Source organism: Rhizobium sp. 862_C5_N1_2 (genome assembly GCF_051811205.1).
In the GTDB taxonomy this organism is placed as follows: domain Bacteria; phylum Pseudomonadota; class Alphaproteobacteria; order Rhizobiales; family Rhizobiaceae; genus Rhizobium; species Rhizobium leguminosarum.
In genome coordinates, this window is record NZ_JBPWPT010000001.1 from 2,817,055 (window position 1) to 2,831,541 (window position 14,487).

Below are 14,487 nucleotides of genomic sequence, written 5' to 3' on the forward strand. Positions count from 1 at the left end.
CACACTCAATAAGACACCAGCAAGGCCGATCCGCCCTCCCCGAATTTCGGCTCGATGCCGAGAATGGGGGCCGCGCGGCTGATGATCTCACGAGCGATCGGGCCGGCGGTGCCGGCGGAGATCGTTCCGCCATATTGCTTCTCACCGGTCTTCGGCTCGTCGCAGAAGGTGATCACGGCATATTTGGGATCATTGATCGGGAATGCGGCAATGAAGGAATTGAAGTTCAGCGTCGCCGAATAACGCCCGTTCACCACCTTGTCGGCCGTACCGGTCTTGCTGCCGACGGCAAAGCCCGGCACGCGGGCAACACGCCCGGATCCCTTGTAGCCGTTGAAATCAAGGAGATAGCGGATGTTGTCGCTGGTCGACTTCTTGATCACCTGCGTAGCGATCTGATCGGCCTGTTCGCGCGTGCGCGGCAGGAATGTCGGCTCGATCAGCTTGCCGCCATTGACGAGGGCGGCGGCGGCCACCCCTGTCTGCAGCGCCGTCGTCGAGACGCCATGGCCGAAGGAAATCGTGATCGAATTGATCTTCTTCCAAACGCGCGGCTGGCTCGGCATCTTCACTTCGGGCAGTTCCGTCTGCATCTTCGTCAAGAGGCCGAACTTGGTCAGATAGTCCTTCTGCGCATCGATGCCGACGATGTCGATGACGCGCGCCGTACCGATATTCGAAGAATATTGGAAAATCTCGGGAACAGTCAGCCAGCGGCGCTGCCCGTGAAAATCGTGGATGGTGAAGCCGCCGATATAGATCGATTTGCTGGCATCGAAACTGTCGGTCATCTTCACCTTGCCGCTATCGAGCGCCATGGCCAGCGAAAAGGTCTTGAAGGTCGAGCCCATTTCGAAGGTGCCGTTGGTCATCCGGTTGAGCCAACCGTCCTTGGCGCCTTCCTGCGGATCGTTCGGATCGAAATCCGGCGCCGATGCCATCGCCAGCACTTCTCCCGTATGCACGTCGATGACCGCGGCACCGGCGCCCTTGGACTGGAAGTTGTTGACGGCGTTGACGACCGCGTCCCGCACGATGTTCTGCACGCGCAGGTCGATCGATAGCCGCACCGGCTCGAGCGGCTGGTCGCTGGTCATGCCGACCGAGGCGAGATCGGCAAGCCCCTGGTCGTCGATAAATTTCTCCATGCCGGCGACACCGCGGTTGTCGATGTTGACGTAACCGAGGATGTGCGCGGCGGTCGAGCCGCCCGGATAGAAGCGGCGCTTCTCCGGCCGGAAGCCGATGCCGGGAATGCCGAGCGCCAGGATCTGGCTCTGCTGCTTCGGCGTCAGCTGCCGGCGCAGCCAGGCGAAATGCGAGGTCTTGACCGAGAGCTTCTTATAAGTGTCCCTGACGTCGAGTTCGGGCAGCACCGTTGCAAGCTTCTCCACTGCCTCGTCGGCGTCGACGATCTTGTTCGGCTCGGCAAACAGCGAGACGGTGCGGATGTCGGTCGCCAGTACCTCGCCGTTGCGGTCGAGAATGTCCGGGCGCGAGGCCATCAGCCGGTCGGGCGGGAGAATGCTGGAGACGACCTCCTGATCCTTCATCGCATATTCGACGAGACGGCCGCCGATGACGGCGTAGACGCCCATGAAGCCAAGGATCAGCAGGCCGACGCGGCTTTTTGCCTGCCCGGATTTCTTCTTGCGCGATCCCTCGATCGCCAGGCCGGCGGGGGAAGGACCGCCGAACCGGTTATAGACGCCGGCGGAGAAATGCGCCTGGCTCTTCAAAACCATGATGCGGGAAAGAAACGACATTATTCCTCCACCGATCCGGTTTCGATCTGGTCTGCATCTTCTGCCTCGCCGCGTGGCGCTGACATCGGAATGGGCTGCGCCTTGGCGTTGGCTTGCGCGCCCTTGGCGGTGTCCGGTGCGCCTTTGGCGCTGGCCACGGTCGCGCTCTTGGCGCTGGCCACGGTCGTGCCTTTGGCGCTGGCCTTGGCCTCCGTCACGTCAGGCACGGGAACCTCGGATTTCAGCATCGGCAATTCCTTGGCATGCACGAGCGCCGTCGATTCCGTCGGCTGCAGCTTCAATTCGTCATTATAGGACTTGACCAGCCGCTCCAGCCGGTTCGGCTGCGATTGCAGCGCCCAGTCGGCCTTGAGAAGGTCGATCGTGTCCTTCTCAAGCTTGATCTCGGCTTCGAGGCGATGAACCTCCTCGAGCTTCAATTCGGCGCGGTGCTTGATCGTGTAGGTCACGGCGGCGGTGGCCGTCATGACGCCGATAAGCATGAGATCGAAGGTTTTCAGCATATCAACCACCAAGCTTTCCGAGACTGGCAAGATTGGGAAACCCAAAGAGCGACATATCCGCGGCTTCGGCGGCGGCGTCCGTCCTCAGGCCAGCGCGCAGCTTGGCGGAGCGGGCGCGCGGATTGATCTCGGCCTCCGCCTCGCTTGCCGAAACCATCGCCTTGCCGATAGCCGCAAAAGTTGCCGCTCGCTCATGCGCGACCGGCAGATGCCGTGAACCCGACGCCTTGCCGGCGCGGTCGGAGAAGAATTTCTTGACGATGCGGTCTTCCAGCGAATGAAAGGTGACGACGACGAGCCGCCCGCCGGGCTTCAGCGCCGTTTCCGCCGCAAACAGCGCCTGCGCCAGTTCGCCGAGCTCGTCATTGACGAAGATGCGCAATGCCTGGAAGACGCGCGTTGCCGGATGGATCTTGTCCTTCATCTTGCGCGGCGTAACGAGCTCGATGAGACCGGCGAGATCGCGCGTCGTCTCAAATGGCTTTTCGGCGCGACGCTTCTCGATCGCATGCGCGATGCGCGGCGCCTGGCTTTCTTCGCCGAGAAAATGGAAGATGCGGATGAGATCGGCGACCTTGGCGCGGTTGACGACATCGGCGGCCGAAACACCTTCGGCGGACATGCGCATGTCGAGCGGTCCGTTCTTCTGGAAGGAGAAGCCGCGCTCGGCCTCGTCGATCTGCATGGAGGAGACGCCGATATCGAGCACGACACCATCGAGCCCGCCCTGCGGCGCATGATCGGCGAGATGCGAGAATTGCGAATGAACAAGCTTGAGACGACCACCATGGGCGGCGACCATCGCCTGCCCCGATGCAATCGCCGTCGGATCGCGGTCGAGCGCAATCACCTCGGCGCCGGCCGCAAGGATGGCCGAGCTGTAACCGCCCGCACCGAATGTACCATCGAGGATGAGCTTGCCGGGCGCGGGCGCCAGCGCCGCAAGCACTTCTTCGAGTAGAACAGGAATGTGACGAACCGGTCCGCCACCGGCATCAGTTGAACCTCCGCCAGGATTCGCCACCATTCCGTTCCCTCGTTCTTTCAGGAACGCTTGCCCGCCAGCTTGCGCTCCCCTCGTGCTTGCGCCTGTGCGGCCACAAAAGCCTGCGGCTGCCAGAGCTGAAAATGATCCGCCCGACCGACGAAGGTCACTTCGTCCGAGATACCGGTAAAGCCGCGAATGAAATCCGTGACCATCAGCCGCCCCTCGGCATCGAGCTTCATGAAGACCCCGCCTCCATGAATGAGAAGCGACATCTCGTTCGCATCCGGCGAAAACGGATCCTCCGCAGCAATCTGCCGTTCGAATCTTTCGAGAAGATCCGGACCGCCGATGCTGATCGCCGGAAACACAAAGTCCTGGAAGCAATAGAGCTCCTGAACATTGCGCTGCGCCAGCACGGAACGAAAAGCCGAAGGCACGGAAACCCTGCCCTTGGCATCGATCCTGTTGGTCGCGTTCGAAAGGAAGCGGTTCATGACACGAAACATCCGTTCCCGCAGGGATCCGGACCAAAAGACGCCCGAAACTCCCGATATCAGGCACAGCTTCGCAAGCCGGATGAGCCAAAACCCCTCCGACGCTTCCGGAGAGGAAGACGCCTTTGCTTTGCGATGAATGGGCAGGTGATTGCCCTGGTGCAGTGCGCATTTGGGATAGCATGGGACCATATGGGCGTCAATGGGATACGCCCATTTTGCAATGGACGCATGATCAAAAATTTATAAGCCGTTAAGTTTAACAAAGGGTTAGCATCGCCATCTTACAAACGACACGTAGTGGTGGCTAAGCGAGAAAAATCAACCCCTGAATGCATTAACATCCGCTCGATAACAGTCAGTTTCAGCGACTTACGGTGAAAATCCGGCCGACGCGCCGCAAGATGTTAATCGCCAGTTGGCCTGTAAGCCGGGTTCTGTAAGGCTCCGGCGTGAACCGGAACGTGGCAGCCATTCCTCTGGGACAGCGTTCGCACGCTGCCTCGCGCAACCCACCCGGATGACTGGCCTGGAAACCAGCCGGAAGGCCTTTCGGCCTGCCGCGTCATCCCTATTCGGTCTTGCTCCCGGTGGGGTTTACCGTGCCATTTCCGTTGCCGGAGATGCGGTGGGCTCTTACCCCACCCTTTCACCCTTACCTGTCATGACAGGCGGTTTGCTTTCTGTGGCACTTTCCCTGAGGTCGCCCTCGCCGGACGTTATCCGGCACCGTGTTTCCGTGGAGCCCGGACTTTCCTCACCCTACCGCCTTTCGGCATTGGTAAAGCGCGGCTGCCCAGCCAACTGGCAGGGCTCCCATAAACGAGAGAGATCGCAATTGCTATCGAAATAAATGATATCGCTTGGAGCTATTCCAGCAAAAATGCGCAGCGGTTTTGCGTCCGCAATTGCGTAGGAACAAAAGAGAGAGCACTTCCGTGATTCGGAGAAAAACGGAAATGCTCTAGCGAAATTGCGGTGTGAAATCCGTGGAGTAGCCCTCTTCGCCGATTCCGCCTGATAAAAGCAGCTCGGCCCCAAGCCGGCCGATTTCGTCCGAGCTCTTGGCCGACGTGCCGGCGCAGCCCGTCAGCACCGCGATCTCGGGCGAGGAAGTATAGCCAATCATCGGATAGCCGCTTTCCGTATGCGACACGACGCAAGCGGCCGTCGAAATCGAAAGCGGCACGATATTGGGCACAAGACCTTCAACGATGCGTTTGAGATGCGCGCGCACCGTATCGCGCCCCTCGGTCTTGAACCAGGCGCGCATCTCCGCTTCGTCGCTAAGCGCCAGATCGTCAGGATCGCCGCCGATCTTCAGGTAAAATTTGCCGTTGGGATACTGGATCGGCGGCAGCAGGTAGATATCGATGCCGGGCGCCCTGAGAATGAGCGACGGCATCGCGGCCAGGCGCACCGCGTCGGCCTCGCTTACTTCAAAGAGCGTCACGGTCCGGGCATAAACCGTCATGGCAACCGGCCGCGGCAACAGATTCTTCGCAATGGAAAATCCGCCCGCTGCCAGCAGCACCTTTGCACCGCGATAGGTCAGGCCACCGGCCGTCTCGACGGCGGCCCATCCGCCCTCGCTGCGGATCGAAATGACATGATCGCGGATGACGGCAGCACCTGACTTTTCCGCCAGCAGCGATTGGGCTTTCACAAGCTTGCGCGGACTGATGTGGCCGGCCCCCCTCGCCTCGAAGACGCCCGTGCCCCCATCAGGAAAGGCGAAGAAGGGAAAGGCGGCCTTCAGCCCGGCCTCATCGAGAAGGCTGGTTTCGACGTTCAGCGAAATGGCGGCCCGCCGGGTCTTCTCGATATAATCGCCTCCCGTCGGCGCGACGGCGACGCAGCCCACCTCCCGATAGAAATCGATACCGCTGTCGCGGGCGATCTCGCCATAACGGCCGATCGAGCGGTTGGCGAGCAGTGCCCAATTGCGGTCGGGATCGATGGTACGAGTGATGCGCCCCTCGTCATAATGGCTGGCGAAGACGCCCTGATGCGCCTTGCGATCATCCGGCTCGTCCGGCCCAATCACCGCGACACCGTCCACTTGGCGCGCCAGATGCCGCGCCGCCGCTGCCCCCATCAGCCCGCGGCCGACGACGATGTATTTGAAATCGACTGCCATAACATTTCCCCTCAACCAAAGACCGGCGTCAGCTCGCCGCCGAAATCCTGATCCCCGAGCCTTCCTTCCGCCAGAAGCACCGCTCCCAGCCGCCCGAGCTCGTCGGAGGATTTGGCCGCGACGAAATTGCCGCCGGTCAGCACCGCGATGCGCGGCGACTGCGTAAATCCAGCATAGGGATAACCGGTCGGCGTGAAATTCGCCACACAGGGCGCCGATGTGACAGGGCAGCCGGCAAGCTCCGGCATCAGCTGCAGGGCGACACGCGCGAGATGATCGCGCTCGGGAGCACTGCCGTCGGAACGGAACCACGCGCCGGCATCTTCCAACTGGCTGAAAGAAAGCGCCTCAGTGTCACCACCGAGCTTCAGATAAGTCTTGCCGTCGGGATAACGCACCGGCGGCAGGATATAGATGTGATCCTCTTCTCGGTCACCGAGCACGATCGTCGACGGCATGCCGCCGAAAACCGCCATCTCGCGCTCGCCGAGTTCGTAGAAGGCGACCGTGCGCGCCATCACCCTGGTATCGACGGGACGCGGCAGCAGCGTATGGAAATTGCTGAATCCGCCGGCGGCCACCAGCACACGTTCAGCGCTGTAGCTTCTGCAGCCTGCCGTCACCTCGACATGGGAACCGGTATCGCGCACGGATGTCGCGGTTGCCTCGATAAGCGAGACGCCGCCCTGTTCGGCAAGCATGGTCTGCGCCCGCACCAGCGCCCGCGGGTTGATGTAGCCGGCGCGCCTGCGTTCGAAATACCCGCTGAAATCCGGATCGACGGCAAGATAGGGAAACCGCCGGCGAAGGTCTAACGGCGCGATGGTCTCGATATCGCTGCCGAGTGTCCGGCTGACGGTCAGCGCCCTTTTGATATAGTCCTGCTCGCCCTTCTCAGGAGCGGCAAAGAGGCAGCCGACCTCCGAATAGAAGGAAATGCCGCTCCTTGCCTCGATCTCGCGGTAGCGGTCGAGCGCGCGGGCGGCGAAGGTTCCCCAGGCAAGATTGCCGTCGAAGGTGCGGGTGATGCGCGCTTCGTCGTAATGGCTGGCGAAGACACCGTGATGAGCCTTGCGCTCCTCAGGCTCGCGCGGGCCGATCAGCGCGATGCCGTCGGCCATCGAGGAGAGATGCCGTGCGACGGCAGCCCCCATCATGCCGCGTCCGATGATGATAAACCTGAAATCGACTGCCATATCCCACCTCGTTTCAAGGTGGGATATCACGGCAAGCGCACTGATTCACATCGCAAAATTGCCGCAAGGGAATTTCGTTAGGACGCGTCAGACTATGCTCAGTCGAGCATCGCCAGGACCTTGCCGCAATAGGTCTTCGACACCGGGTTCATGCGCGTGGCGGCATGGCCGGCATTGTATTTCAGGATAGTGTTGCAGGTCTGCCCGCCGCCGAGCTGATGGGCAGCCGCCAGATACTTCATGCCGTATTTGATGTTGGTCTCCGGATCGAACAGGCCCTTCTTCGAGCCGGAATAACCCATCATCCGCGCCGTCGCCGGCTTGATCTGCATCAGGCCGACTTCACCGGCGCTGCCGCGGGCGTTCGGATTGAAATTGCTCTCGACGCGCACGACAGCCTGGGCGAGTGCGACGGGCACGTCGTATTCAGCGGCATATTTGTTGATCAGTGCGGCATAGGGAATGCTCGTGGAAAAATCCGGCATGGCATAGCCGCTCTGGCGATCGACGGTTTTCAGCGAGATGGTTTCGGCCCGGACACCCCAGTCATCACCAGCCAAGGCAACACTATATCCCGCCAGCAGCATGCCAACGCATGCCGCAGCACCAACAATCATATTCTTCATGTAGTCTCTTCACTCCGACCCAAAGAATTGCAGGACTGCGCGCCTCGCCGTCATCCGGTCACACGCGACCCAGGACTGGTCGCGTTCCGTAGCAATTCTTATCGTTTCATTTGGCGCTCATGGTTACACTTGAAAACAGCCGCGAGCGCTGTTCAGCGGGCGTTCTTAGACCATCGCAATGAGGAGATAATAGGGAAATGATGTGGCGAGGCGGTTTTCTCGCCGGCCGCGAGAAATCCGTCCTGATATCCGGTTCTTCCGGTCAGGTATAACGCGGCAGCGACGACAGCAGCCGGTGCAGCGTGTCGATCGTCGAGAAATCGGCGATGCCATCTACCCGTTGGGGCCGGAAATGGCGCTGGAAAGCTTCCACATCGCCCGCCGTTTTCTCGGAGAATTCACCCGTGATTTCAGTGCCGTAACCATAGAGCGACAGCATCGACTGCAGCGCCTCGACAGGCTGGCCAGTATCGCCGCGCTGGAAGAAGCGCCCGCCGGTGATCGTTGCCGGCTCGACCCAGTGCCCGATGCCCGCCCGGTGGAGCTCGGCCCAGGGGAATTTCTCGCCCGGATCGACCTTGCGGATGGGGGCGACATCGGAATGCCCGAGCACCCGTTCCGGCACGATCGACCAACGTTTGACACAGTCGCGACACAATTCGATCACCGCGGCGATCTGCTCTTTCGGATAATCGGGGAGTCCGCCGGGATGGCCGGCATTAGCGATCTCGATGCCGATCGACAGAGAATTGATGTCCGTCTCGCCGTGCCAGCTGCTTTTTCCCGCATGCCAGGCACGCCGTGTTTCCGGCACGAGCTGCACCACCTCGCCGTTTTCATGCACAAAATAGTGGCTGGAAACCTGGCTCTCGGCGCGACAGAGCCAGTCGAGCGCGCCATCAGCCGTTGGCATGCCGGTATAGTGCAGCAGGATCATATCGGGATGGCGCCCGTCCGCCCGCTCGCCATGGTTCGGCGAGGGCTGCACGCGAGCGCTTCTGCAGTCGGCCTCGAAAGAGGTCATGCCGCGCGGCGTTCCTTCTCGATCGCCTCATAGGCCGCGTTCAGCGCCGCCATGCGCTCATTGGCGATCACATGGAATTCCTTCGGCACGCCGCGCGAGATCAGCCGATCGGGATGATGTTCGCTGACAAGGCCATGGTAACGGCGGCGGATGGTCGGGAAATCGTCCGAAGGCGAGACGCCGAGAACCTTGTAGGGATCGCCGCCGGACGAGACGTGGCGGGCAGCGATCTGCTCGAAGCGGGTCTCGCTCATCTCGAAGATCTCGCCGATATGACGCAGGAAATTCAGTTCCTTCTCGTGGATCAGCCCATCGGCCTTGGCGATGTGGAAGAGGCCGTCGAGCACGTCTTCCAGCACTGTGCAATTGGCTGCGCAAGTAACGCAGAGCGTGGAAAGCCGTTCGGCATAGGCTTCGTAGCCGGCGACGTCCTGGCGCGCGAGGTTGTAAAGCCTGGCGACGTTCTTTGCCTGATCCTGCGGGAATTCGAAGATTTCGCGGAAGGCTTCGACCTCCTTCTCGCTAACGATGCCGTCGGCCTTGGCCATCTTGGCCGACAGCGCGATGATCGCCACGGAGAAAGCCACTTTACGCCGGGTCTCGGGATCGCCTTCGAAAACCGTGCGGATAGCCTCGACCACCGCAGACAGCGCATTGCCTGCGGTATTGCCAATGGCATTCAACAGCTTTTCCCAGAAGGACATCGAAAATCTCACACACTTGTCAACTTATAACAAACAGCTTGACCAAAGAATCGCAGCCTTTGCAAGGCGACTATTGGTCGTAGGGCCGAACACAGTTTTCACGATTTGGTAATTGTCGCACCGCAGCAAACGATTCATCGCCCCGCTTTATCTTACCTTAAGGCCTGGCTAGCGGTCGCCGCCATTGGCCAGGCACGTAGGCTGCGGAGCGCGCGATGGAAATTTCCACAACAGATCCCCGACAGGCAGACCGGGCTTGAAACGATTATATCCGCGCTTCCGGTCGCCTTTGCAGTTCAACACTGCAGAAAGGCGCATTTTTCGTAAATTCTTTACTTTACAGGGCCCTTTCCCTGCCGCATCCATGCGTTAGCTAACGCTGCCGCACCGAAACACCGTAGGAGGGATCATGGCCAAACAGAAAGTCGCAATGCTGACCGCCGGAGGTCTGGCGCCCTGTCTTTCTTCCGCCGTCGGCGGCCTCATCGAACGCTACAGCGACATCGCACCCGATCTCGACATCGTCGCCTACAAATCCGGCTACCAAGGGGTGCTGATCGGCGACAGCCTCGAGATCACCCGCCAGATGCGCGAAAAGGCGCCGCTGCTGCACCGCTACGGCGGCTCGCCGATCGGCAATAGCCGCGTCAAGCTCACCAATGCCGCCGACTGCGTCAAGCGCGGCCTGGTCAAGGAAGGCGAGAACCCGCTGCGGGTCGCCGCCGAACGTCTTGCCAATGACGGCATCACCATTCTCCACACGATCGGCGGCGACGACACCAACACCACGGCCGCCGACCTTGCCGCCTACCTCGCCGCCAACGGCTACGATCTCACCGTCGTCGGCCTGCCGAAGACTGTCGACAATGACGTCGTGCCGATCCGCCAGTCGCTCGGCGCCTGGACGGCCGCCGAAGTCGGCGCGCATTTCTTCGACAATGTCAGCAACGAACAGACGGCCGCACCCCGCACCCTCGTCATCCACGAGGTCATGGGCCGCCATTGCGGCTGGCTGACGGCCGCCACCGCTCGCGCCTATCTCCAGCGCACCAGCCGCAACCAGTATGTCGACGGCCTGATGATGGACGCGCATCTGAAAAGCATCGACGCCGTCTACCTGCCTGAGATGGCCTTCGACCTCGACGCCGAAGCCGCCCGCCTGACGGAAAGCATGGACCGCAACGGCCATGCCACGGTCTTTGTCTCGGAAGGCGCATGCCTCGACGCCATCGTCGCCGAGCGCGAAGCCGCCGGCGAGACCGTCAAGCGCGATGCCTTCGGCCATGTGAAGATCGACACGATCAATGTCGGCGCATGGTTCCAGAAGCAGTTCGCCAATCTCTTGAACGCCGAGCGTTCCCTCGTGCAGAAATCAGGCTATTTCGCCCGCTCGGCGCCCGCCAACGGCGACGACCTGCGGCTGATCCAGAGCATGGTCGATCTCGCCGTCGAAAGCGCGCTCAATAAAGTCTCCGGCGTCACCGGCCATGATGAAGGCCAGAACGGTAAATTGCGCACTATAGAATTCCCGCGCATCAAGGGCGGCAAGGCTTTTGACCTTTCGACGGCATGGTTTGCCGAAGTCATGGACAATATAGGCCAGAAATACAAAGAAGCGTGATTGACGGATGGTTAATATGATGTCTTTGCTTGTTCCCGAGGAATAGGAGGAGACACCATGTCACTTGAAGCTTGGCTCGCGTTTGCGGCGGCATCCGCCATCATGCTGGCCATACCGGGGCCGACGATACTGCTCGTCGTTTCCTATGCGCTCGGTCATGGACGCAGGACGGCGTTTGCGACGGTAGGCGGCGTGGCGCTCGGTGACTTCACCGCGATGACCGCTTCTCTCTTCGGTCTCGGTGCTGTTCTGGCCGCCTCCGCGACCCTCTTCACCGTGTTGAAGTGGATCGGCGGCGCCTACCTGATCTGGCTGGGACTCAAGCTCTGGCGGGCTCCCATCATCGGCGAACCGATTGCCGACAACGACAATCTGCCGGAGGAGAAGTCCCTCAAGATCTTCCTCCACGCCTATGTTGTCACCGCCCTCAATCCGAAGAGCATCATCTTCTTCGTCGCCTTCGTGCCGCAGTTCCTCAATCCGGCCCTGCCCTTCCTCGGCCAGATGGCGATCATGGAAGCGACCTTCCTCGTGCTGGCGATCCTCAACGCTTCCACCTACGCGTTTCTCGCCCATGCCGCGCGCGGACTGATTCGCAAGGCGAGCATCCAGCGCGCCGTGAACCGAACCGGAGGCACTCTGCTGATCGCTGCAGGTGCCGTAACGGCCGGGTATCGTCGTATTGCAGCCTAGTAATACTCCGTGGTTGCCGGAATGCCACGAATAGGTTAATGGGGTCACCAGGGCTTAAGGTTTTTGGTAACTTTTATACGCTGCCGGGGCGGCGCGATTTCACGAAAGTGGCGGAATGGTAGCGATCGGATTATCCGGCCTGAAACGCAGTCTTGTCGTTTCCACGATACTCTGCGGCGTGATGACGGGATGTGCGAGCGTCGAATACACGTCCCAGGCCGAACTGACAGCCGCCCAGACCGTCGTGCCGATGCCGAAGCCCGGCGAAGATGCAACACTCGCCGCGATCCCGACAGCCGAAGGCGCAGCTGTCGCTGGCGCCACCATTCCTCAGGCATCACCCCCCTCCCTGACCGCAACGGCGATGCCGGCCGTGGCAACCTCTCAGCCTGCCGATCTCGCCATGCAGGGAGGCATACAGCCGGCAGCCTACGCGCAGATTCCGCTGACGCCCGAGATGACGGCGATCCAGTCCGTCGTGCCGACGCCGCGTCCGGGAGCGCCCGCACAGCCGACGACGCAGCTTGCCTTTGCCGCGACGCCGCAAAACAGTGCGCTTGCAGCACTTGCCGCAGTTGACACCACGCCACGCGCCAGCATGGATTACGGTTTCGACGAATCCGGGCCGATCGATCCGCCGACGGCGCCCCCGATGTTCAGCGACGACGACAAAGACGATGCGCCGACGGTCGAAAAGAGCTTCGTCACCAAGCTCATCGCCAAATATTCGAAGGTCTACGAGATTCCCGAGACATTGCTCCACCGCATCGTCCATCGCGAGAGCCGCTATAATCCGAAGGCCTACAACAAGCGCGGCTATTTCGGCCTCATGCAGATCAAGTACAACACCGCCAAGTCCATGGGTTATGACGGTGCCCCGGGCGGCCTCTTCGATGCCGAGACCAACATCAAATATGCCGCGAAATATCTGCGCGGCGCCTGGCTCGTCTCCGACAATAAGGAAGACGATGCTGTCCGCCTCTATGCGCGCGGCTATTATTATGACGCCAAGCGCAAGGGCATGACCGACATCGCCCAAGGCAACTACTGACACCAAGGCAATTGCTGAAACGGCGATCGCAGCTCCGGTCTATGGCTGCGGCTGCGCCTTTTGTTGTGACCCGGCCTGCTGTTTCGGCTCCCCCGGTTGCGGCACGGCCGCCAGGATCTTCTTGAGCAGCGTCTGCGGCTGATAGTCGAGCCGGCTTGGCGTCAGGCCGAGCCGGACGACGACCAGATTGGCGGAAGGCACGATCGCCATGCTCTGCCCGTCATGCCCCGTCAGCCAGAACGTATCCTCCGGCAGTCCGAACGCGGCGCTTGGGCCGCCAGGAGCGAGCCAGGCTTGGCCTTGCGTATACCGCCCGTTCGACGCTGCCGTCGGGGTGCGCATAGCGCCGACGAAACCCTCCGGCAGCAGCCGCTGGCCGTTCCACACGCCATCCTGCAGCAGGAACTGCCCGAAGCGCGCCCAGTCATGCGCCGTCGCATAGAGATAGGAGCTTCCGGCAAACGTGCCGCGCGCGTCGAGTTCGAACACCGCGCTCGTCATGCCGAGCGGCGAAAACAGCGCGTCGTGCGGATAGGAAAAGGCCGCCTGCGCATTACCGACCCTGTCCATCCAGATGCGTGACAAGAGCACGGCCGTACCGCTCGAATAGCGGAAGCGCTGGCCGGGCAGCGCCTCCATCGGCGCATTGGCCGGCAGCGATACCATGTCGGGATCGAGATAGAGCATGCGCGTCACATCGGCGACGTCGCCATAGTCCTCGTTGAAGGCAAGGCCGCTCTCCATGCCGAGCAGGTCGGAAACCTTGATCCTGGCGCGCGCATCGTTCTTCCACTGCGCCAGCAGGTTATCATCGTCGAAGGAGATCTTGCCGTCGAGCATCAGCCGGCCGAGGACCGCCGCATTCACGGTCTTCGTCATCGACCAACCGATGAGCGGCGTCTTTGCCGAGAAGCCGGGGCCATAGGCTTCGGCGACGATGCGGCCATTGCGCACCACGACGATCGCCCGCATTGCCGGGCCGGCAACTCCGGCATCGGCAAGCAGCGCGGCGATCTTGCCGTCCGCCGGGTTGCCGGTGCCCTCGCCCTCCGGCCACAAGGCGTCATGCGCCTGCATCTTGGCCGGCGGATCGAAGGGCGCCGCATTCGCCGCCGCCTCGAAATTGCCGTCCGGCACGCTCGTGCAGCCGAAAGCGCCGCGATAGAGCGCATAACTCGGCGCAAACAGTCCCATGAAGCGCGCCGTCACGCGGTCGTTGTCGCGGTCGACGCTGACACGCACCAGCCGCAGCAGCGGATTTCCGGGCGCCTGGACATCGTCTTGAAGCACATCCTCGGCCCCCCGGCCGGCGATGAAGACATTGGAGCAGACGATCTTGGCGGCATAGCCGTCGCCGACGCTGAGCAGTTCCGGCGGCCGGATGAAGAGCCAGCCGCCGGCAGTGATGACGAGGAGAACGAGAAGGAGAGCAAGCGCCTTCAGGATACGCAGGACAAATCGCATGGCATTCCTCCATGCCGGGAGAGAAGCAGGAATCACACGCGCCGAAAAGGGGCCGAAGCGAAGAACGGCCATCGTCCCGATCACTTTCCCAGGAGAGCCATCCGGTCGCTCTCCCGAGGAGGTCGAAGTCTCCCAGGAACGGCGCTCCCCCACAGCCCACGTCATCAAACTGTAGCAGAGGCGCGCTACACGCCCTGAACGCTAAAAAGGTGACAGA

At 61.4% G+C, this 14,487-nt stretch carries 13 protein-coding genes and 1 other RNA gene; 3 read left to right on the forward strand and 11 right to left on the reverse strand.

The features are described from left to right. Window positions 1-5: 5 nt before the first annotated feature. From ACD590_RS14200 to ACD590_RS14245, 10 genes are all read right to left on the reverse strand, one after another. Window positions 6-1,766, reverse strand: a complete 1,761-nt coding sequence (locus tag ACD590_RS14200) for a peptidoglycan D,D-transpeptidase FtsI family protein (protein ID WP_018242866.1) — start codon at window positions 1,764-1,766, stop codon at window positions 6-8. Further along, entirely contained in the window at window positions 1,766-2,269 is a 504-nt protein-coding gene (gene ftsL / locus ACD590_RS14205; protein ID WP_130729489.1) for a cell division protein FtsL, read from the reverse strand. Before ftsL ends, ACD590_RS14200 begins: the two co-directional genes overlap by 1 nt. A gap of 1 nt (window position 2,270) precedes the next feature. Beyond that, entirely contained in the window at window positions 2,271-3,296 is a 1,026-nt protein-coding gene (gene rsmH, locus ACD590_RS14210) for a 16S rRNA (cytosine(1402)-N(4))-methyltransferase RsmH (RefSeq protein ID WP_018242868.1), read from the reverse strand. Window positions 3,297-3,313: 17 nt separating this feature from the next. After that, window positions 3,314-3,751 carry a division/cell wall cluster transcriptional repressor MraZ gene (mraZ, locus tag ACD590_RS14215; RefSeq protein WP_026188472.1) on the reverse strand — a complete coding sequence of 146 codons (438 nt, stop codon included), beginning with the start codon at window positions 3,749-3,751 and terminating at the stop codon, window positions 3,314-3,316. Between the two features lie 410 nt (window positions 3,752-4,161). Next, window positions 4,162-4,559, reverse strand: an RNA gene (gene rnpB / locus ACD590_RS14220) — RNase P RNA component class A. 156 nt (window positions 4,560-4,715) lie between these two features. Beyond that, a complete protein-coding gene (locus tag ACD590_RS14225; RefSeq protein WP_439002807.1) occupies window positions 4,716-5,891 on the reverse strand; it encodes an NAD(P)/FAD-dependent oxidoreductase in 1,176 nt (391 codons plus the stop codon). A gap of 11 nt (window positions 5,892-5,902) precedes the next feature. Further along, entirely contained in the window at window positions 5,903-7,087 is a 1,185-nt protein-coding gene (locus tag ACD590_RS14230) for an NAD(P)/FAD-dependent oxidoreductase (protein ID WP_439002808.1), read from the reverse strand. A 98-nt stretch (window positions 7,088-7,185) separates the two neighbouring features. After that, a complete protein-coding gene (locus ACD590_RS14235; RefSeq protein ID WP_018242872.1) occupies window positions 7,186-7,713 on the reverse strand; it encodes a lytic transglycosylase domain-containing protein in 528 nt (175 codons plus the stop codon). A 262-nt stretch (window positions 7,714-7,975) separates the two neighbouring features. Continuing rightward, a complete protein-coding gene (locus tag ACD590_RS14240) occupies window positions 7,976-8,737 on the reverse strand; it encodes an N-acetylmuramoyl-L-alanine amidase (RefSeq protein WP_018242873.1) in 762 nt (253 codons plus the stop codon). Then, window positions 8,734-9,441, reverse strand: a complete 708-nt coding sequence (locus ACD590_RS14245; protein WP_018242874.1) for a J domain-containing protein — start codon at window positions 9,439-9,441, stop codon at window positions 8,734-8,736. The genes ACD590_RS14240 and ACD590_RS14245 overlap by 4 nt, the downstream gene beginning before the upstream one ends. A 409-nt stretch (window positions 9,442-9,850) precedes the next feature. Between ACD590_RS14245 and ACD590_RS14250 the strand changes: the two genes are divergently transcribed. From ACD590_RS14250 to ACD590_RS14260, 3 genes are all read left to right on the forward strand, one after another. After that, window positions 9,851-11,062, forward strand: coding sequence for a pyrophosphate--fructose-6-phosphate 1-phosphotransferase (locus tag ACD590_RS14250; protein ID WP_018242875.1), 1,212 nt, complete (start codon window positions 9,851-9,853; stop codon window positions 11,060-11,062). Between the two features lie 57 nt (window positions 11,063-11,119). Further along, window positions 11,120-11,755 (forward strand): LysE family translocator, encoded by a 636-nt coding sequence (locus tag ACD590_RS14255; protein WP_018446558.1) that lies wholly within the window; start codon window positions 11,120-11,122, stop codon window positions 11,753-11,755. 115 nt (window positions 11,756-11,870) lie between these two features. Continuing rightward, entirely contained in the window at window positions 11,871-12,806 is a 936-nt protein-coding gene (locus tag ACD590_RS14260; RefSeq protein WP_439002809.1) for a transglycosylase SLT domain-containing protein, read from the forward strand. 39 nt (window positions 12,807-12,845) lie between these two features. On the opposite strand, the gene ACD590_RS14265 is transcribed toward ACD590_RS14260, so the two are convergent. Then, the gene (locus ACD590_RS14265) at window positions 12,846-14,270 is read right to left on the reverse strand and encodes a serine hydrolase domain-containing protein (protein ID WP_439002810.1); all 1,425 of its coding nucleotides are present in this window, start codon (window positions 14,268-14,270) and stop codon (window positions 12,846-12,848) included. Between the last annotated feature and the right edge of the window lie 217 nt (window positions 14,271-14,487).